The following is a 14063-nucleotide window of genomic DNA, read 5'->3' on the forward strand; positions in this document are numbered from 1 at the left end:
CCTGCGCACGACGTGGGTCAAGGGCGAAGCCCTTGCCTTCACCTTTCCTCGATGCCTTGCGCCAGCAAGGCCTCACCGCTGCGGGCCGCCTGGCCGGCGAAGGTGCGGTAGGCGGACCCGACATAGGCCGGCTCAACCGGTGCCGTCACGCGCACCGGCAGGCCGAACAGGTGGAAGATCGGTGCGCCTGCGGGTTCGCCGGGCCGAACGGTCAGCGTCCCGGGTGTCGCCGAGGCGGTCAGCGGTGTCTGGGCCTGGGCTGCCATCCCGCCGAGGCAGCCCAGCGCCATGACGATCGCGGCCAGTGCGGTCGGCCGGATCCGGCGTCTCGTCATCTGCACCTCCTGGTCCGGGGCGCCGTCATGATAGAGGATGCAGTGGCAGTCTGCGCGGTGGCGTGACGTCAACTCCGCGCGGCGGTGTGGTGCGGGAGGTGTTCGCAATGGCGGGCGAGTGGAAGCAGGCCATCGTCACCGGCGGTTCCAGCGGCATCGGGCTCGGCATCGCCCGGGCGCTGGTCGGGGCCGGCTACCGGGTGGTGCTGATCGGGCGGACCGAGGCGCGATTGATCGAGGCAGCGGCGTCGCTCGGCGCGGCGGCATCCTGGCGCCGGGCCGATGTCGGGCGGCGCGCGGAGGTGGAGGCCGCCCTGGACGGGCTCGACCGCGTGGACCTGCTGGTCAATGCGGCCGGTTTCGTCCGTGGCGTCAGTCTCGCCACGCCGGCCGGGGAGGCGGATGCGGCGTGGGACGCGGTGATCGCGGGCAATCTCACCGGCAGTTTCCTGATGGCGCATGCGGTGGCACCGCTGCTGGCCGCGCCGGGCGGGCGGATCATCAGCATCAGTTCGATCGCGGCGCAGACCGGCGGCAGCCGGCCCGGCTCGCTCGCCTATGCCGCGGCGAAATCCGGCCTGCACGGGCTGACCTATGCGCTGGCGCGCGAGCTGGCGCCACGCGGCATCACCGCCAATGTCATCGCCCCGGGCTTCGTCGCGGCGACCGGCTTCACCGGTGCCTGGCCGGAGGAGCGCATCGCCGCCATCCTCGCGCAGACGCCGCTGGGCCGGGCGGGCGCGCCGGACGATATCGCCGCGGCGGTGCTATGGCTCGCCTCGGAGGCGGCGGGCTTCGTCACCGGCGCGGTCATCCCGATCAATGGCGGCTGGCGCATCGGCTGAGGCGAGGGATCAGGCCGCGTCGCCGGGGAGCCTCCGCAGCGCCTTGCGGCACAGCGCCAGCCAGTGCGGGGTCGCCGGCCCGAGATGCGCGCCGGCGGCGGAGATCGCGAAGCGGCTGATGGTGCCGGCCAGCAGCCCCGGCGCAAGCTGCTCCACCTGCTCCCCGCCGCCCGCGCGCACGACCAGCAGCGTCCCCGCCCCATGGGCGCGGATGGCGCGGTGCAGGCGCTGCAATTCCTCCGCGGTCAGCGCGCGCCGGGCGTGCCGGTAGACGAAGATCCGGTTGCCCTCGTCGAGTTGCTGCAGCAGGCGGCGGCGCAGGAATTGCTGGCGCAGGCAGGCGCGGGCCAGCATCCGCCCGGCCTCGATCTCGGCGGGGGTGATGAAGGTGTGCGTGCGCAGCCCGAAGCGGCGGTCCCGCAACTGGTATTCCTCATGGTCCGAGGCAGGGTGGATCAGCTCGGTCTGCTCCGGCTCGCCGATGCCCTCGAAGCGCGCTTCCAGGGCGGCGGCGAGGTGCTCCGGCGCGCATCCGCTCCAGCGCAGCAGGCCGAGCGGCTCTAGCCCCACGGCGCGCTGCACCAGCCCGAACTCGCAGCCATAGGGCGTGCCGCCGAGGCTTTCGAACCGGGCCAGCACCTCCTGCGGCGAGGCAGTGTCGGGGCCGGCGGCGCGTGCGGGCCGGGCCTCCGCCGGCGGGTCGGGCAGGGTGGTGCCGACCTCGGCGGCGGCCAGCCGGGCCTGGAACAGCCCGGCGGTGATGCACGAATCCTGCGGAAAGCGCCGTCTGGCCGCGGCCCAGCGCGCGGCCGCTTCCGTCCAGTCGGCGCGCCGCGTGGCCAGCATCGCCCAGGTCAGCGCGTGGCGCGCGGAAAGCCCGTCGGCGGCCGGGGCGGTGGCGAGCACGGTCTCGGCCTCGGCGTGGCGCCCGTGGCACGACAGCGCATCGGCCAGGCCGATGACCAGGGCCAGCGCGGAGGGGAAACGCGCCAGCGCCGCCTGGAAGCGGCGAATGGCCTCGCCGCTGTCACCGCGCTCCTGCGCCAGTGTGGCCCAGCGGGCGGCGAGGGCGGTGTCGTCGGGAAACGCCGCCATGGCCCGCGCGGCGGCTGCCTCCGCCTCGTCGAGGCGGGCGCTCCGGTGCAGCGCCCCGATCAGGGCCTGGCGCGCGGGCAGGAAGCGGGGGAAGCGGCGCGTGACCTCCCGCAGGCGGGATGCCGCCTCGTGCCAGTCTTTGCGGTCGTGCAGCACGTCGGCGACCGGCAACTGCGCCAGCGCCAGGGCGATGACGGGTTGCTCCGGCAGGTGGGCGGCGCCCTGGCGCAGCAGGGCATCCGCCGCGTCGATCCGGTTGCAGCCGGCAAGCGCCGCGGCGGCGATGGTGTGGCCGTCGGGCAGCTCCGGCCAGTGCCGGCGGATCACCGCGGCGATCCCCAGCGCCTCTTCCCAGCGATGCAGGTCGAGCAGCAGCCGGGCCTGGGCGACGGCAAGGCGGCAATCACCGCCGGCATGCAGGCGGCCGACGGCGAGGATCTGTTCGGCCTCGTGCGGTCGGGCGAGTTGTTGCAGGGCCAGCGCTTCCTGCAGGTAGGCTTCGCCGATCCCCGGCCATGCCGCCCGCACCGCGGCCCAGCGGGTGGCGGCCAGGGACCAGTCGGTGCGTGCCTGCGCCACCCGGGCGGCTTCGATCGCGATGGCGGCAACCCCGGGGAAACGCCCGGCGGCCGCCGCGAGCACCTGCTCCGCCGCGTCCGCCTGTCCCTGCACGCGCAGCACGGTGGCGCTGCCGACATGACCTTCGGGCAGGTCGGGGAAGCGCTGCCGGATCTCCTGCCAGAGCTGTCCCGCCCTGTCCCGGTCGCCGCCGGCCTGGGTGAGCCAGGCCCGTTCCAGCCACAGCCCGGCCTCGTCGGGAAACCGGCTGAGGCCCTGCTCGAGCAGGTGCGCGGCCGCGTCGTGCCGGCCGAGCATGCGCAGCGCCATCGCCGCCCCACGCCAGGGCTGCGGGTCCGCCGGATCGTACTCGCGCGCCGCCGTCCAGTGGTGCAACGCCTGGAGCCAGTCCTGGCGTTGTTCGGCCGCCCGGGCCTGCTGCGCCGGCATCAGCCCGCCATCACGGGGCAGCCCGTGTCCGCCATGGGCCGGGCCGGCGTCGCGGCGAGATGGCGCGCATAGGCGATGGTCCGCACGGCGCGGTCATGCTCGTGCAGGCTGCTCTGCGGATGCACATTGGCCTCGATCAGCCATAGCGCGTCGGCCTCGTCGATGGCGAGGTCGACGCCGAGTTCGGAAAGCGGCGCGCCCTGGTGGCGTTCGATCGCTTCGGCGACGCCGAGCGCCAGGGTTTCCGCCTCGGCCAGCAACGCCGCCGCCGGACGGACGCGCCGCTGCCGCAGGAACGGCTCCGCCTGGCCCTGGTAGCCGCCACGGCTGATGTTGCTGACCAGGAACCCGGCCTCGCCAAGACGCACGTAGAGGCGGGTGAGGCCCCAGGCGCCATTGGCCCCGCGTTGCACATGCGCGCGCAGATCGGCGGCCCGCCCGTCCGCGGCGCGGGAGGTGACGTAGCGTTGCACCAGGAAGGGGCGCCGCGCGATGCGTCCGGCGATGCGGCGGCGGATCAGGTCCACCGCCGCGGGCAGGCGCAGCGCCTCGTTGTCCTTGTGCAGGGTCCACTCGCCATTGCTGCCCGGCTGCGGGAAGAACACGCTGTTGCCGCGCTGGCCGTTCGCCGGCTTGACCACGCAGGGCTCGCGGCGTGCCATCCAGGTCGCGAGCGTCGCTCGCATGTCCGCCGCCGGCAGCGGCGCGAAGGGGATGACGTGGCGCGCCAGGGACCCGGCTGAGAGCAGGGTGGCGAGTTCAAGCTTGTCGGGGCCGCGATCGTCGATGATCCCGCAGTGCCGCGCCAGCCACCCGGCGATGCCCTGGTCCCGCGGGCGGCGCGGCCTGTTCAGCACGACGACGACATCCGGCACGGGGCAGGTCGCGCGGATGAAGCCGGCGGCGGTCCAAATCGCGGCGTTGATGCGCCGGCCCGGCGAATCGCAGTCGGTGGCAGCGAAAAAACGAAGCTGCGCCGATTGCAGCGCCGCCTCGGCGAGCAGCGCGCGCAGGCGCCCGGCCGGCATGAGATCCTGGGCGGGCGGGCCGTAGGCGAGAAAGCCGATCGCCGGGATCACGCGTCGGGCCCGGATCGGATGTGTCCCCCGGAGCTGGTGATTGAAGCTGCCATTCTGCTTTGTTATCAGTATGCCAATGCCTTCGCAACGAGGGCTGCCGCCGGCACCGGCGGCCTGGGGGATGATGCTGAAAGGCAGCGGGGGCTGACCACATGCAACCGGATATCGACCGACTGGTGCTGCTGCACCTGGCGACGCTCTGCGGCGAGCCGGTGGAAGCGCTCGACCTCGACATGCCGATGGCGGCCTTCGACCTCGATTCCTTCGATGCCGTGGAACTGTCCCTTGCCATCGAGAAAGCCCACGCCATCGAGATCGATCCGGAAGTCTTCCTCGGTCATGGACAGAGTCTCGGCAGCCTTCTCGACATGCTGAGGTCTTTCCGGTTCAGGGGTGAACGCGGGCAGTGAACGCTTCTGCCGGCGGGTCGGTGCCATGACGACGGATCCGGACCCGCACGGCATCTGCTTTCGTGATGCGGCGCGCGTGATGCGGCGCGGCGATCAGCCCTCGCGGAGGGCGAGGGTCCGCACCGCGGCGGGGCGCGCGAGGCAGCGCCGCAGCCAGGCTTCCGTCACCGACAGGCTGCCCAGCCCGAAGCCCTGCGCGTAGGAGGGATAGAGCACACTGGCGATGTTCAGGTCGGCGATCGAGAAGCCGTCCCCGACCACCCAGTCGCGCCCGGCGAGATGGCCTTCCAGCACCGACAGGGCCGTGAGCACCGTGGCGGATGCGGCGGCGGCTTCCTCCGGCACGCGCTCGGCTGGCGGGCGATAGAAGGTGTTGGCGGCCCAGCGGATGATATGGTGCTCGACTTCCGTCGCCACCCAGAGCGTCCATTGCAGCACCCGTGCGGCGTCGTCGCCTTCGGGCATCAAGGGCGGCCCGGCGCGGCGGGCGATGTGCAGGGTGATGGCGAGCGATTCAAACAGCACCAGCGCGCCGTCGCGCATGGCCGGAATCTTGCCGTTCGGGTTGATGGCGCGGAAGGCGGGCGTCTTGCTCTCAGCGCCGTAGCTCACAGGCTCGACCGTGTAAGGCAGGCCGGCTTCTTCCGCCGCCCAGATGCAGCGATAGGTGCGGCTTTTGGGAATGCCGTAGAGGATCAGACCGGTGGAACCCTGGCTTTGATAATGCTCTGACATTGTAACATTTCGCTGTTTATACAGGTCAGCATCGCACGTCCCGGCGGTGGCGTCGATGCGCCGGCCGGCCTGTCCAGCGGAATTGCCCGAATGCCTCGCGCGGGGTGGTGATCTTGCCGGGGGCGCCTAATGAAGTTTCACGCCAGGCGTCAGCTTCTGCAGGATCGCCGACACCACCGCCCGCCAGAACACCGCGGCACTGCCGTGCAGGGCGGCCTCGTGGCGTTTGTAGAGCGACATGTGCATGAGCCGCGCGAACACGCCTTCGACGAACAGGCTGCGGCCGATCACGCGGCTCATCAGCGTGCCAAGTGTCCGGTACGGCCCGAGGGCGACCAGCGAGCCATAGTCATGGTAGCGGAACGGGCGCAAGGGCTGGCCGGCGAGGCGACGCAGGATCTGCGGGTGCATGTGCGCGGCCATCTGGTGGGCCGCCTGGGCGCGCGGCGGCACCGTGCCCCGGCCTTCGCCGCGCGCGACCGACGCGCAATCGCCGATCGCGAAGATGTCGGGATCGCGCGTGGTCTGCAAAGTCGGCAGCACCAGCAACTGATTCAGCCGATTGGCTTCGAGCCCGCCGAAATCGGCCAGCACTTCGGGGGCCTTCACCCCGGCCGACCAGACCACCAGCTCGGAGGGGATGAACTCGCCGGTGGCCAGCGCCACGCCGTCCTCGCGCACCTCGGCGACCCGCGCGCTGGTGCGCACCTCGATGCCGAGCGCGGCGAGCAGGACCGAGGTCGCCCTGGAAATCCGCTCGGGGAGTGCCGGCAGGATCCTGTCGGCGGCTTCGATCAGGACGATGTGCAGGTCGCGGGCCGGGTTGATGCGATGGAGGCCATAGCCGATGACCGCGCGCACGGTGCGGTGCAGCTCGGCCGCGAGTTCCGTCCCGGTGGCGCCGGCGCCGATGATGGCGACGTGCAACTGCCCCGGCCAGATCGCGTCCGTCTGCGCGTGGGCACGCAGGCAGGCATTGACCAGGCGGCGGTTGAAACGCGTCGCCTGCTCGGGACTTTCCAGCGGCACGGCGTATTGCCGCGCCCCGGGAATGCCGAAATCGTTGGTGACGCTGCCGATCGCCATGACCAGCGTGTCATAGGGAATCACGGTGGCCGGCGTGATCTCGCGGCCCTCGTCATCGTGCATGGCGCCGAGTTGCAGCAGCTTTGCGCCACGGTCGATGCCGGCCACGCAGCCATAGCGATAGATGAAGCGGTGCCAGTGCGCCTGCGCGAGGTAGTTCAGTTCATGCTGGGACCGGCGCAGGCTGCCCGCGGCCACCGAGTGGAGCAGCGGCTTCCAGAGATGGGTGCGCGAGCGATCGACCAGCGTGATCTCGGCACGACCGTCGCGGCCGAGCGTGTCGCCGAGGCGCGTGACAAGTTCGAGCCCGGCCGCGCCACCCCCGACGACGACGATGCGATGCGGCGCGCTGGCCGAAGACCTGGAATCGGTCATGCGCTTAAAAACTCCTGTCCCGCCGATGGCTCATTACGCGTAAGCAGATACACCAGAAACAACTATAAGTCGAATAATTCTGAGGGTGTTTTCTCGCCTGCGCGAGATTGATAAAGAAATATTGTTACGATGATTGAAATATTAAGCGGGGTTTATTCCGCGCGCGCAGGGGTCAGGACGCGACCAGGCCGCGCCGGCCCTGGCCGAGCACCCGATCCAGGCGCTCGGCCAGCACGGTGGGGGAAGCGGGCTTGCGCACCATGGCGAAAGGGCCACCGCGCTCGGCCGCCGCCAGCCGTTGCGATGCCGCCGATCCCGCGTGTCCGGTGACCAGCACCGCCGGCAGGCGCGGCAGGCGGCTGCGCGCCTCTTCCACCAGCCCCAGCCCGTCCAGCTCGCCCGGCATGGTCAGGTCGGTCACCACCGCATCCGGCCGCAGCCCCCCGTCAAGCAACGCGAGCGCGGCGGCCGCGTGCTCGGTCTCCGTCACCACGAAGCCCCGCTCGGTCAGTTCCGCCATCAGGATCTCGCGGATATCCGCGTTGTCCTCCACCACCAGCACGGTCGCCTGGGTCTCCGCCGTGGCGCCGCCGGCCTCCGCCGGCGCGCTGGTCGGGGGGACGGCCATGCCTGCCACCGCGAATTGCGGCAGCCACAGTGACACGGTGGTGCCCACCCCGGGGGCGCTGGCGATCACCAGCGCCCCGCCGGACTGCCCGGCGAAGCCACGCGCCATGGCCAGGCCCAACCCGGTGCCCTTGCCTTTCGGCTTGGTGGTGAAGAACGGTTCGGCCACCCGCGCCAGCACGTCCGGCGGCATGCCTTCGCCATCGTCCGCGACCGCAAGCCGCAGATAGGCCTCCGGCGCCAGCTCCGGCGGGGCGTCCGGGCCGGGGGCAGGCAGCGCCTCGGCGCGCAGCACCAGCGTGCCGCCGTTCGCCATGGCGTCACGGGCATTGTTGGCCAGGTTGACCAGCACCGCCTCCAGTTGCCCGCGATCGGCCAGCAGCGTCGGCAGCGCCGGCTCCGCCTCGACGCGCAGCGTGATGTCGGCGCCCAGGGTCGGGCGGAGCATCTCGGCCAGGCCCTCCAGCAGCGGCGCCGGCGCGATCGCCTCGGCGCGCAGCACGTCGCGGCGGGCGAAGGCGAGCAGGCGTCCGGTCACCGCGGTGCCGCGCGCCGTCGCCTCGACCGCGCGGTCGAGATGCTGGCGGACCGCGTCGATGTCGCGGCCGAGCCGCCGCTCCGCCAGCAGCAACCGTCCCTGCACCGCCTGCAGGACGTTGTTGAAGTCGTGCGCGATGCCGCCGGCCAGCCGCCCCAGCGCCTCCATCCGCGCCGCCTCGGCCAGGCGCAGCTCGCTCTCGGCCAGCGCCTGTGCGCGCTGCTCGGCGAGCTGTTCCAGTTGCGCCGCCTCGCGCGCCAGCACCTCCGCCGCCTCGCGCCGCTCGGTGACATCGAAATTGAGCCCGACCAGGCGGACGCCGCGTCCATCCGGGGCGGCGGTGACGTGCCAGTGCGAGGCCAGCCAGCGCACCCCGCCGCCCGGCAGGACGATGCGGAATTCGTGGTTCGACACCGTGGCTCCGGGCGCGAGGGTGGCCTCGATCGCCGCCCGTAGCCCAGGCCGGTCTTCGGGATGCACCCGCGCCAGCGCCGCCGTGCCGGTGGGCTCGCCGTCCTTCGGGTCGATCCCGAACAGCTCGAATTGCCGCGCGTCCCATTGCAGGCGGTCCTCGGCGAGGTCCCAGGTCCACAGCCCCATGCGCCCCGCCTCCAGCGCCAGGCGCAGCTGCGCCTCGCTCTCGGTCAACGCTTCGCGGGCGCGCCGTTCCCCGTCCACGTCCACCAGCGCCACCACGCCGCCGGTGATCCGGCCGGTCTCGTCGCGCACCGGCCGGCCCATGATGCGCGTCCAGGCGCGGGTGCCGTCGCCGCGCTGGTACTGCACCTCGATCGACGGATTTTCCTCGCCGTGCAGCGCCATGCGGGCGAGCGGGTATTCGTGCCCGTCCACCCGGCTGCCATCGGCGTGGAAGGCGACCCACTCGTCATAGCCGTCGATGTCGGGGGAGCGCCGCACCGGATGGCGCAGCAGCGTCTCGACATAGGCGTTGCCGCCGACGATGCGGCCGGAGGGGAACTCGGCCATCACCAGCCCGACCGGCACCGTCTCGACGATGGTGCGCAGCTGCGCCTCGCTCGCGGCCAGCGCCGCCGCGGCACGGCGGCGGTCGGTGATATCGAACTCGGCGGTCACCGCGCCGACGATGGCGCCCGCCGCGTCGCGGATCGGCGCGGCGTTGTTGAGGAAGATGCGGGGCTCCCCGGTGCCGAAGCGCCGGCATTCCACCAGTTCGCCGCGCACCACCTCGCCGTGCAGCAGCGCCCGCGCCATCGCCCATTCATGCGCCTGGATGCGCGCGCCCGTCTCCGGCCAGAAGCCCACCCACTCCGCGTAATGTTCCCAGCCCGGCGTTTCCGGCGGAGAGCCCCACAGCTCGCGCTCGGCGGCGTTGTTGCGGATGATCCGTCCGCGCGCGTCGGCGATGTTGACGCCGATCGGCAGCGATTCCAGCACGGCGGTCAGCGTCGCCTCGCTGTCGCGCAACGCCGCCTCGGCCCGCCCGCGCGCCGTTGCGTCGAGCAGGATGCCCGCGGCCCGGACCGGCTGCCCGGCGGCGTCTTGCACGATCCGGCCGCGGGCGACCAGCCAGCGTTCCTCCGTGCCGGCGGCATGGGCGGCGGGACGGAACGTCATCTCGAAGGGCAGGCCGTCGGCGAGGGCGCGCGCCCAGGTCGCGGCGGCGTCCGGGCGGTCGCGCGGATCGATGGCTTCGGCCCAGCCCGCCGCGGTGAACCGCGCCGGGGCGCCGCCGAGCAGTGCCACCGAGGCGGGCGAGCGGGTGCCGTGCCCGGCGATGAGATCCAGCTCCCAGGTGCCGAGCTCCGCGGCCTCGGTCGCCAGCCGCAGGCGGCTCTCGTTGCCGGCCAGGGCCGCCATGGCCCGGCGATGCGCCCGTGCCGACCGATCCGTCGCCAGCAGGGCCAGCAGCATCAGGCCAAGGCTGCCCAGCCCCGCCAGGCCCGCCAGCTGCGTTGCCTGGCCATGGGCCCGTGTCGCGTCGCGGAGCACCTGCGCCAGGGCCGGGTCCCCGGCCTCGCCGATCGTCGCCAGCGCCTCGCTGCCCGCGTGGAGCTGCAGGCGCAGGGCGAGCAGCGTGCCGAGGCCCAGCAGCAGCGCGGCGGCCCCGGGCAGCACGATACCGGTCCGGGCAAGCCGGCGCAGCCGGACAGCCCATCTCCCCCGGCCCGGGCGCCGGACGGCACCGGACCCGGGCCGCCACCAGGGCGTGCAGGCGGCGGGAGGGCAGATGGCTTGCTCTGACGGATCGGACGGCGCGACGGGCATCTCCTGGGTACTCCGGGCGTCACCAGCGACCTGGGGAGCATCCGTGCGCGCCGGGGCGGCGAGCGTGACAGCTCCGTCAAAAACGAGCGCCGCCCCGGGGGAAGACCGTCGCAAGATCTATTGATCACAACATCATAGGCGCGTGACCTCGTTTGCGTGGTGGTATCCAGGTAAGGTATTCAATTCAGACGGGATTATGTGTCCGCATGGGTTTCTAAACCGCTGCCGGCCTCGTCAGACCGTCGGCACGGTGCCGCCGTCGATGCGGAATTCGGCGCCGTGGATCGAGGCCGCCCGATCCGACGCCAGGAAGGCGGCGAGTTCCGCGACCTCCTCCGGCGTGCCGGGGCGGCCGATCGGAATGCCTCCAAGCGATTGCATCAATCCTTGCCGTGCCGCGTCTTCGGTCACGCCCTGTTGTCCCGCCAGCCGCCCGATCAGCCGCGCCGCCGCCGCCGTCTCGATGAAGCCGGGCGCGATCGCGTTGACCCGCACGCCGTGCCGCCCGACCTCCTGAGCCAGCCCCTTGCTGTACGTCGTCAGCGCCGCCTTGGCGGCGGCGTAGGCCAGCGTGGCGTCGTGCAAAGGCAGGCTGCGCTGGATGGAGGAGACATGCAGCACCACGCCCGCTCCCTGCGCGATCATGCCCGGCACGAAGGCGCGGTCGAGGCGCAGGGCGGGAAACAGGTTCCGCGCCAGCTCCTGCCCCCAGATCTCGTCGTCGAGCCGGGCAAAGCCGCCGGCCGGCGCCGCGGAGCCGCCGACCACGTGCACCAGCAGGTCCAGGCCGCCGAGCCGTTCCCGCACCGCGGCGGCGACGGCGGCCGCGCCCTCGGCCGTGCTGAGATCGGCCTGGATGAACAGCTCCGGCGCTTCGCCCTGCCAGTCCGGCACCGGGCTGCGGGCGGCTGTTGCCACACGCGCGCCGCCGGCCTGCAGGCGGCGCCGGATCGCCGCGCCGATGCCCTGGGTGCCGCCGGTGACGAGCGCGCGCCGTCCGGCGAATTCCTGCGGATCGCAGCGGAAGGGGCCAAGGACCGGCATCACCCGGTCACGCGGCGGATGGTCTGCCGCGGGGGCTGGAAGCGGGAGCGACATGATGTTTCCGATGTTTGGAAGAAGGCGGCCCGCGCGGGCGGCGCTCTCCGGTTGCGATGCCACGGAGAGTGGAAATAGGCTGGTGAAATGACAAGAACGCACGAAAAAGTTGGATACTTACCTGAAAGTAAGCCCTCGGCGGCGGATCGTGTCGAACAGGCGCTGAAATTCCTGGAAGGACGCTGGAAGCTGGTGATCTTGTTCCGGCTGTTCGGCGGCAAGGTGCTGCGATTCTCCGAACTGGAGAAAGCGATTCCGGCGGTGTCGCAGAAGATGCTGATCCAGCAGTTGCGGCAGATGGAAGCCGACGGCATCGTGCGCCGCATCGTCCATCACCAGGTGCCGCCGAAGGTCGAGTATTGCCTGACCGACTGGGGCCAGGCCCTGTGCCCGGCCCTGGATGCGCTGCTCAAATGGGCGGAAGCGCGCGAACACCCCGCCACCTGAGCCGAAACGGAATCCGGCATGCTCGATCACGTCTTCCTCTCGGTCAGCGACATCGACCGGTCGGTCGCCTTCTACCGGCAGGCGCTGACACCTCTCGGGATCACCGACCGCCTCGACTACGATGGCCGCAACGGCCCGCCGGGGCACCCGGATCTCAAGGGCTTCGGCTGCAAGGGCCGCATGGTCTTCTGGCTGCGCCAGGGACAGGCCGACGGCCGGGCCGCGCATGTCGGCTTCGTTGCCGGATCCCGCGCCGAGGTCGATGCCGCCTACGCCGCGGCGATCGCCGCCGGCGCGACCGACAACGGCTCGCCGGGGCCGCGGCTGCATTACGATCCCCGCTACTATGCCGCCAACGTGCTCGACCCGGACGGCTACAGTCTCGAATTCGTCTACAAGAGCTGGCAACACCCGTCGGCCTGAGACGGCGCCGGGGGCAGTTCAGGCCCGCTGGCGCACGAAGCGCTGTTCCAGCACCTCCTCGCCCCATTGCCGGCCCGGACGCTCCTCGGCCAGCACGAAGCCGTGGCTTTCGTAGAGATGCCGGGCCGCGTCCAGGCCGCGGAACGTCCACAGCTGTGTCTCGGGAAAATCCTGCTGGTCGCAGAATGCCAGCGCTTCGGCCAGCAGCCGGCGGCCGAGCCCGCCGCCGCGGATCCCGTCCTCGACAATGAACCAGCGCAGATGCGCGATGCCGGGTCCCAGGTCCTCACCGTCGATGGCGATGGTGCCGAGCACCCGCCCGGCCTGCATCGCCCGCCATAGCTGGTTGCAGGGCCGGTCCAGCCGCCCGGCGAATGCCGCCAGCCCACCGGCCACCGTCGCCTCGAAGGCGCGGCCGAACCCGGCGATCCGCGCGTAGGTCAGGGCATGCAGCTCCACGCAGCGCGCCAGCGCGCCCGGGGAATATCCCGTCTCGATCCGGACCGGCGGCATGTCGCAGGTGCCGTTGCCGTCCCCGAGCGCGTCCGCATAGAGCCGCAGCCCATCCAGCACGCTGCGTTGCTGCGGGACGGACAGCCGCCGCAGCGCCGTCGCCACCTGCCGGCGGGCGAAGTCATGGATCCCCGCCGCCACGGCCTGGCCCTTGTGGGTCAGGGTCAGCGCCTTGGTCCGCCCGTCCGGCACGCCGGGCGCCTCGCGGACAAGGCCCGCGAGGACCAGCTTGCGCAGCATGCGGCTGACGCTGGATTTCTCCAGCGCCAGGCTTTGCGCGAGATCACCGGCCGTCATCGTCGCGCGCGCCTCGATCTCCAGCAGCGCATGCACCGCCGAGGGTGGCAGCTCCGTGCCGGCCAGCGTGCCGCGCATGAAGCCCAGCTCGCGCACCAGCCGGCGCGAGGCCGCCCGGATCGGGTCGATCACAGCCGGGGAAACGTCCGTCGCCATGGTGGCCTCACGAATCAGTTGCAACATACAACCAACTGGCGGCGCCGCTGTAAAGCAGGCCTGGGCGGCGTACCTGACCGGCTACCTGAAGAACGCCGGCTACACCGACGTCGTGTTCATCGACGCCATGACCAACCATCTCAGCGACGAGCAGGTGCGGGCCCGACTGATCGCGCTGAAGCCCGACATCGTCGGCGCCACCGCGATCACGCCGGTGATCTACAAGGCCGAGGGGGTGCTCAGGCTTGCCAAGGAGCTTGATCCGGACTGCGTGGCGGTGCTCGGCGGCATCCACTGGCACCTTCATGTACCAGCAGGTCTTGACCGAGGCCCCCTGGATCGATGCGGTGGTGCGCGATCACGGCGTCGGGTTCTTCATCCTTACTGACGAGGAGCCTACCATCCACCGTAAGAAGTTCATCGAATTCTGCGAGGAGATGGAAAAGCGCAACCTGCCCGTGTTGTGGGGGATCAATACCCGCGTCACCGACATCCTGCGCGATGAGGCGCTGCTGCCGTTCTACCGCCGCGCCGGGTTGATCCATGTCTCGCTCGGCACCGAGGCGGCGGCGCAGCTCAAGCTCGACCTGTTCAACAAGGAAACCACCATCGCGCAGAACAGGAAGGCGACCGGGCTGCTGCGCAAGAACGGCATCGTCGCCGAGGCGCAGTTCATCGTCGGGCTGGAGAACGAAACCCCCGAGACGCTGGAACAGACCTACCCATGAAGCCGGACGCGATGGATCGCG

14 protein-coding genes are annotated in these 14063 nt (G+C 71.6%); 6 read left to right on the forward strand and 8 right to left on the reverse strand.

Going from position 1 to position 14063, the window contains the following annotated elements; all coding sequences use genetic code 11:
• Positions 1 to 38: 38 nt before the first annotated feature.
• Positions 39 to 335: a hypothetical protein gene (locus tag NBY65_RS16310; protein WP_150042141.1), complete on the reverse strand. Its 297-nt coding sequence runs from the start codon at positions 333 to 335 to the stop codon at positions 39 to 41.
• Between the two features lie 62 nt (positions 336 to 397).
• On the opposite strand from NBY65_RS16310, the gene NBY65_RS16315 reads away from it, so the two are divergent.
• Entirely contained in the window at positions 398 to 1180 is a 783-nt protein-coding gene (locus tag NBY65_RS16315) for an SDR family NAD(P)-dependent oxidoreductase (RefSeq protein ID WP_203330553.1), read from the forward strand.
• Positions 1181 to 1189: 9 nt separating this feature from the next.
• On the opposite strand, the gene NBY65_RS16320 is transcribed toward NBY65_RS16315, so the two are convergent.
• Together NBY65_RS16320 and NBY65_RS16325 are read right to left on the reverse strand one after the other, a co-directional pair.
• On the reverse strand, positions 1190 to 3283 hold the full coding sequence (locus NBY65_RS16320; protein ID WP_150042140.1) for a tetratricopeptide repeat protein: 2094 nt from the start codon (positions 3281 to 3283) through the stop codon (positions 1190 to 1192).
• Complete coding sequence (locus tag NBY65_RS16325; RefSeq protein ID WP_150042139.1) at positions 3283 to 4362, reverse strand: YheC/YheD family protein; 1080 nt, start codon at positions 4360 to 4362, stop codon at positions 3283 to 3285. The genes NBY65_RS16320 and NBY65_RS16325 overlap by 1 nt, the downstream gene beginning before the upstream one ends.
• 152 nt (positions 4363 to 4514) lie before the next feature.
• Between NBY65_RS16325 and NBY65_RS16330 the strand changes: the two genes are divergently transcribed.
• On the forward strand, positions 4515 to 4772 hold the full coding sequence (locus NBY65_RS16330) for an acyl carrier protein (RefSeq protein WP_150042138.1): 258 nt from the start codon (positions 4515 to 4517) through the stop codon (positions 4770 to 4772).
• A 93-nt stretch (positions 4773 to 4865) separates the two neighbouring features.
• On the opposite strand, the gene NBY65_RS16335 is transcribed toward NBY65_RS16330, so the two are convergent.
• The 4 genes from NBY65_RS16335 to NBY65_RS16350 form a co-directional block, all read right to left on the reverse strand.
• Entirely contained in the window at positions 4866 to 5507 is a 642-nt protein-coding gene (locus tag NBY65_RS16335) for a glutathione S-transferase family protein (protein ID WP_150042137.1), read from the reverse strand.
• A 126-nt stretch (positions 5508 to 5633) separates the two neighbouring features.
• Entirely contained in the window at positions 5634 to 6968 is a 1335-nt protein-coding gene (locus NBY65_RS16340) for an NAD(P)/FAD-dependent oxidoreductase (RefSeq protein ID WP_150042136.1), read from the reverse strand.
• Between the two features lie 172 nt (positions 6969 to 7140).
• Complete coding sequence (locus NBY65_RS16345; RefSeq protein WP_150042135.1) at positions 7141 to 10230, reverse strand: PAS domain-containing protein; 3090 nt, start codon at positions 10228 to 10230, stop codon at positions 7141 to 7143.
• A gap of 384 nt (positions 10231 to 10614) precedes the next feature.
• Positions 10615 to 11478 (reverse strand): SDR family oxidoreductase, encoded by an 864-nt coding sequence (locus tag NBY65_RS16350; RefSeq protein ID WP_338110423.1) that lies wholly within the window; start codon positions 11476 to 11478, stop codon positions 10615 to 10617.
• Positions 11479 to 11565: 87 nt separating this feature from the next.
• Between NBY65_RS16350 and NBY65_RS16355 the strand changes: the two genes are divergently transcribed.
• Positions 11566 to 11925, forward strand: a complete 360-nt coding sequence (locus NBY65_RS16355) for a winged helix-turn-helix transcriptional regulator (RefSeq protein ID WP_150042134.1) — start codon at positions 11566 to 11568, stop codon at positions 11923 to 11925.
• Positions 11926 to 11943: 18 nt separating this feature from the next.
• The gene (locus NBY65_RS16360) at positions 11944 to 12348 is read left to right on the forward strand and encodes a VOC family protein (protein ID WP_150042133.1); all 405 of its coding nucleotides are present in this window, start codon (positions 11944 to 11946) and stop codon (positions 12346 to 12348) included.
• A gap of 18 nt (positions 12349 to 12366) precedes the next feature.
• On the opposite strand, the gene NBY65_RS16365 is transcribed toward NBY65_RS16360, so the two are convergent.
• Positions 12367 to 13314 carry a MarR family winged helix-turn-helix transcriptional regulator gene (locus NBY65_RS16365; RefSeq protein ID WP_239002871.1) on the reverse strand — a complete coding sequence of 316 codons (948 nt, stop codon included), beginning with the start codon at positions 13312 to 13314 and terminating at the stop codon, positions 12367 to 12369.
• Between NBY65_RS16365 and NBY65_RS16370 the strand changes: the two genes are divergently transcribed.
• Together NBY65_RS16370 and NBY65_RS16375 are read left to right on the forward strand one after the other, a co-directional pair.
• On the forward strand, positions 13313 to 13702 hold the full coding sequence (locus tag NBY65_RS16370; RefSeq protein ID WP_239002870.1) for a cobalamin-dependent protein: 390 nt from the start codon (positions 13313 to 13315) through the stop codon (positions 13700 to 13702). The genes NBY65_RS16365 and NBY65_RS16370 overlap by 2 nt on opposite strands.
• Positions 13635 to 14042: a B12-binding domain-containing radical SAM protein gene (locus NBY65_RS16375; RefSeq protein ID WP_250265685.1), complete on the forward strand. Its 408-nt coding sequence runs from the start codon at positions 13635 to 13637 to the stop codon at positions 14040 to 14042. Before NBY65_RS16370 ends, NBY65_RS16375 begins: the two co-directional genes overlap by 68 nt.
• Positions 14043 to 14063: the final 21 nt, after the last annotated feature.

This window comes from Rhodovastum atsumiense, from assembly GCF_937425535.1.
Lineage (GTDB): Bacteria > Pseudomonadota > Alphaproteobacteria > Acetobacterales > Acetobacteraceae > Rhodovastum > Rhodovastum atsumiense.

What these genes read in the sequence shown, in the direction of transcription:
- NBY65_RS16365 (WP_239002871.1), bottom strand. Translation starts at nt 13,314, where the DNA reads ATGGCGACGGACGTTTCCCCGGCTGTGATCGACCCGATCCGGGCGGCC.
- NBY65_RS16350 (WP_338110423.1), bottom strand. Translation starts at nt 11,478, where the DNA reads ATGTCGCTCCCGCTTCCAGCCCCCGCGGCAGACCATCCGCCGCGTGAC.
- NBY65_RS16370 (WP_239002870.1), top strand. Translation starts at nt 13,313, where the DNA reads ATGGTGGCCTCACGAATCAGTTGCAACATACAACCAACTGGCGGCGCC.
- NBY65_RS16330 (WP_150042138.1), top strand. Translation starts at nt 4,515, where the DNA reads ATGCAACCGGATATCGACCGACTGGTGCTGCTGCACCTGGCGACGCTC.
- NBY65_RS16335 (WP_150042137.1), bottom strand. Translation starts at nt 5,507, where the DNA reads ATGTCAGAGCATTATCAAAGCCAGGGTTCCACCGGTCTGATCCTCTAC.
- NBY65_RS16340 (WP_150042136.1), bottom strand. Translation starts at nt 6,968, where the DNA reads ATGACCGATTCCAGGTCTTCGGCCAGCGCGCCGCATCGCATCGTCGTC.
- NBY65_RS16310 (WP_150042141.1), bottom strand. Translation starts at nt 335, where the DNA reads ATGACGAGACGCCGGATCCGGCCGACCGCACTGGCCGCGATCGTCATG.
- NBY65_RS16360 (WP_150042133.1), top strand. Translation starts at nt 11,944, where the DNA reads ATGCTCGATCACGTCTTCCTCTCGGTCAGCGACATCGACCGGTCGGTC.
- NBY65_RS16355 (WP_150042134.1), top strand. Translation starts at nt 11,566, where the DNA reads ATGACAAGAACGCACGAAAAAGTTGGATACTTACCTGAAAGTAAGCCC.
- NBY65_RS16320 (WP_150042140.1), bottom strand. Translation starts at nt 3,283, where the DNA reads ATGCCGGCGCAGCAGGCCCGGGCGGCCGAACAACGCCAGGACTGGCTC.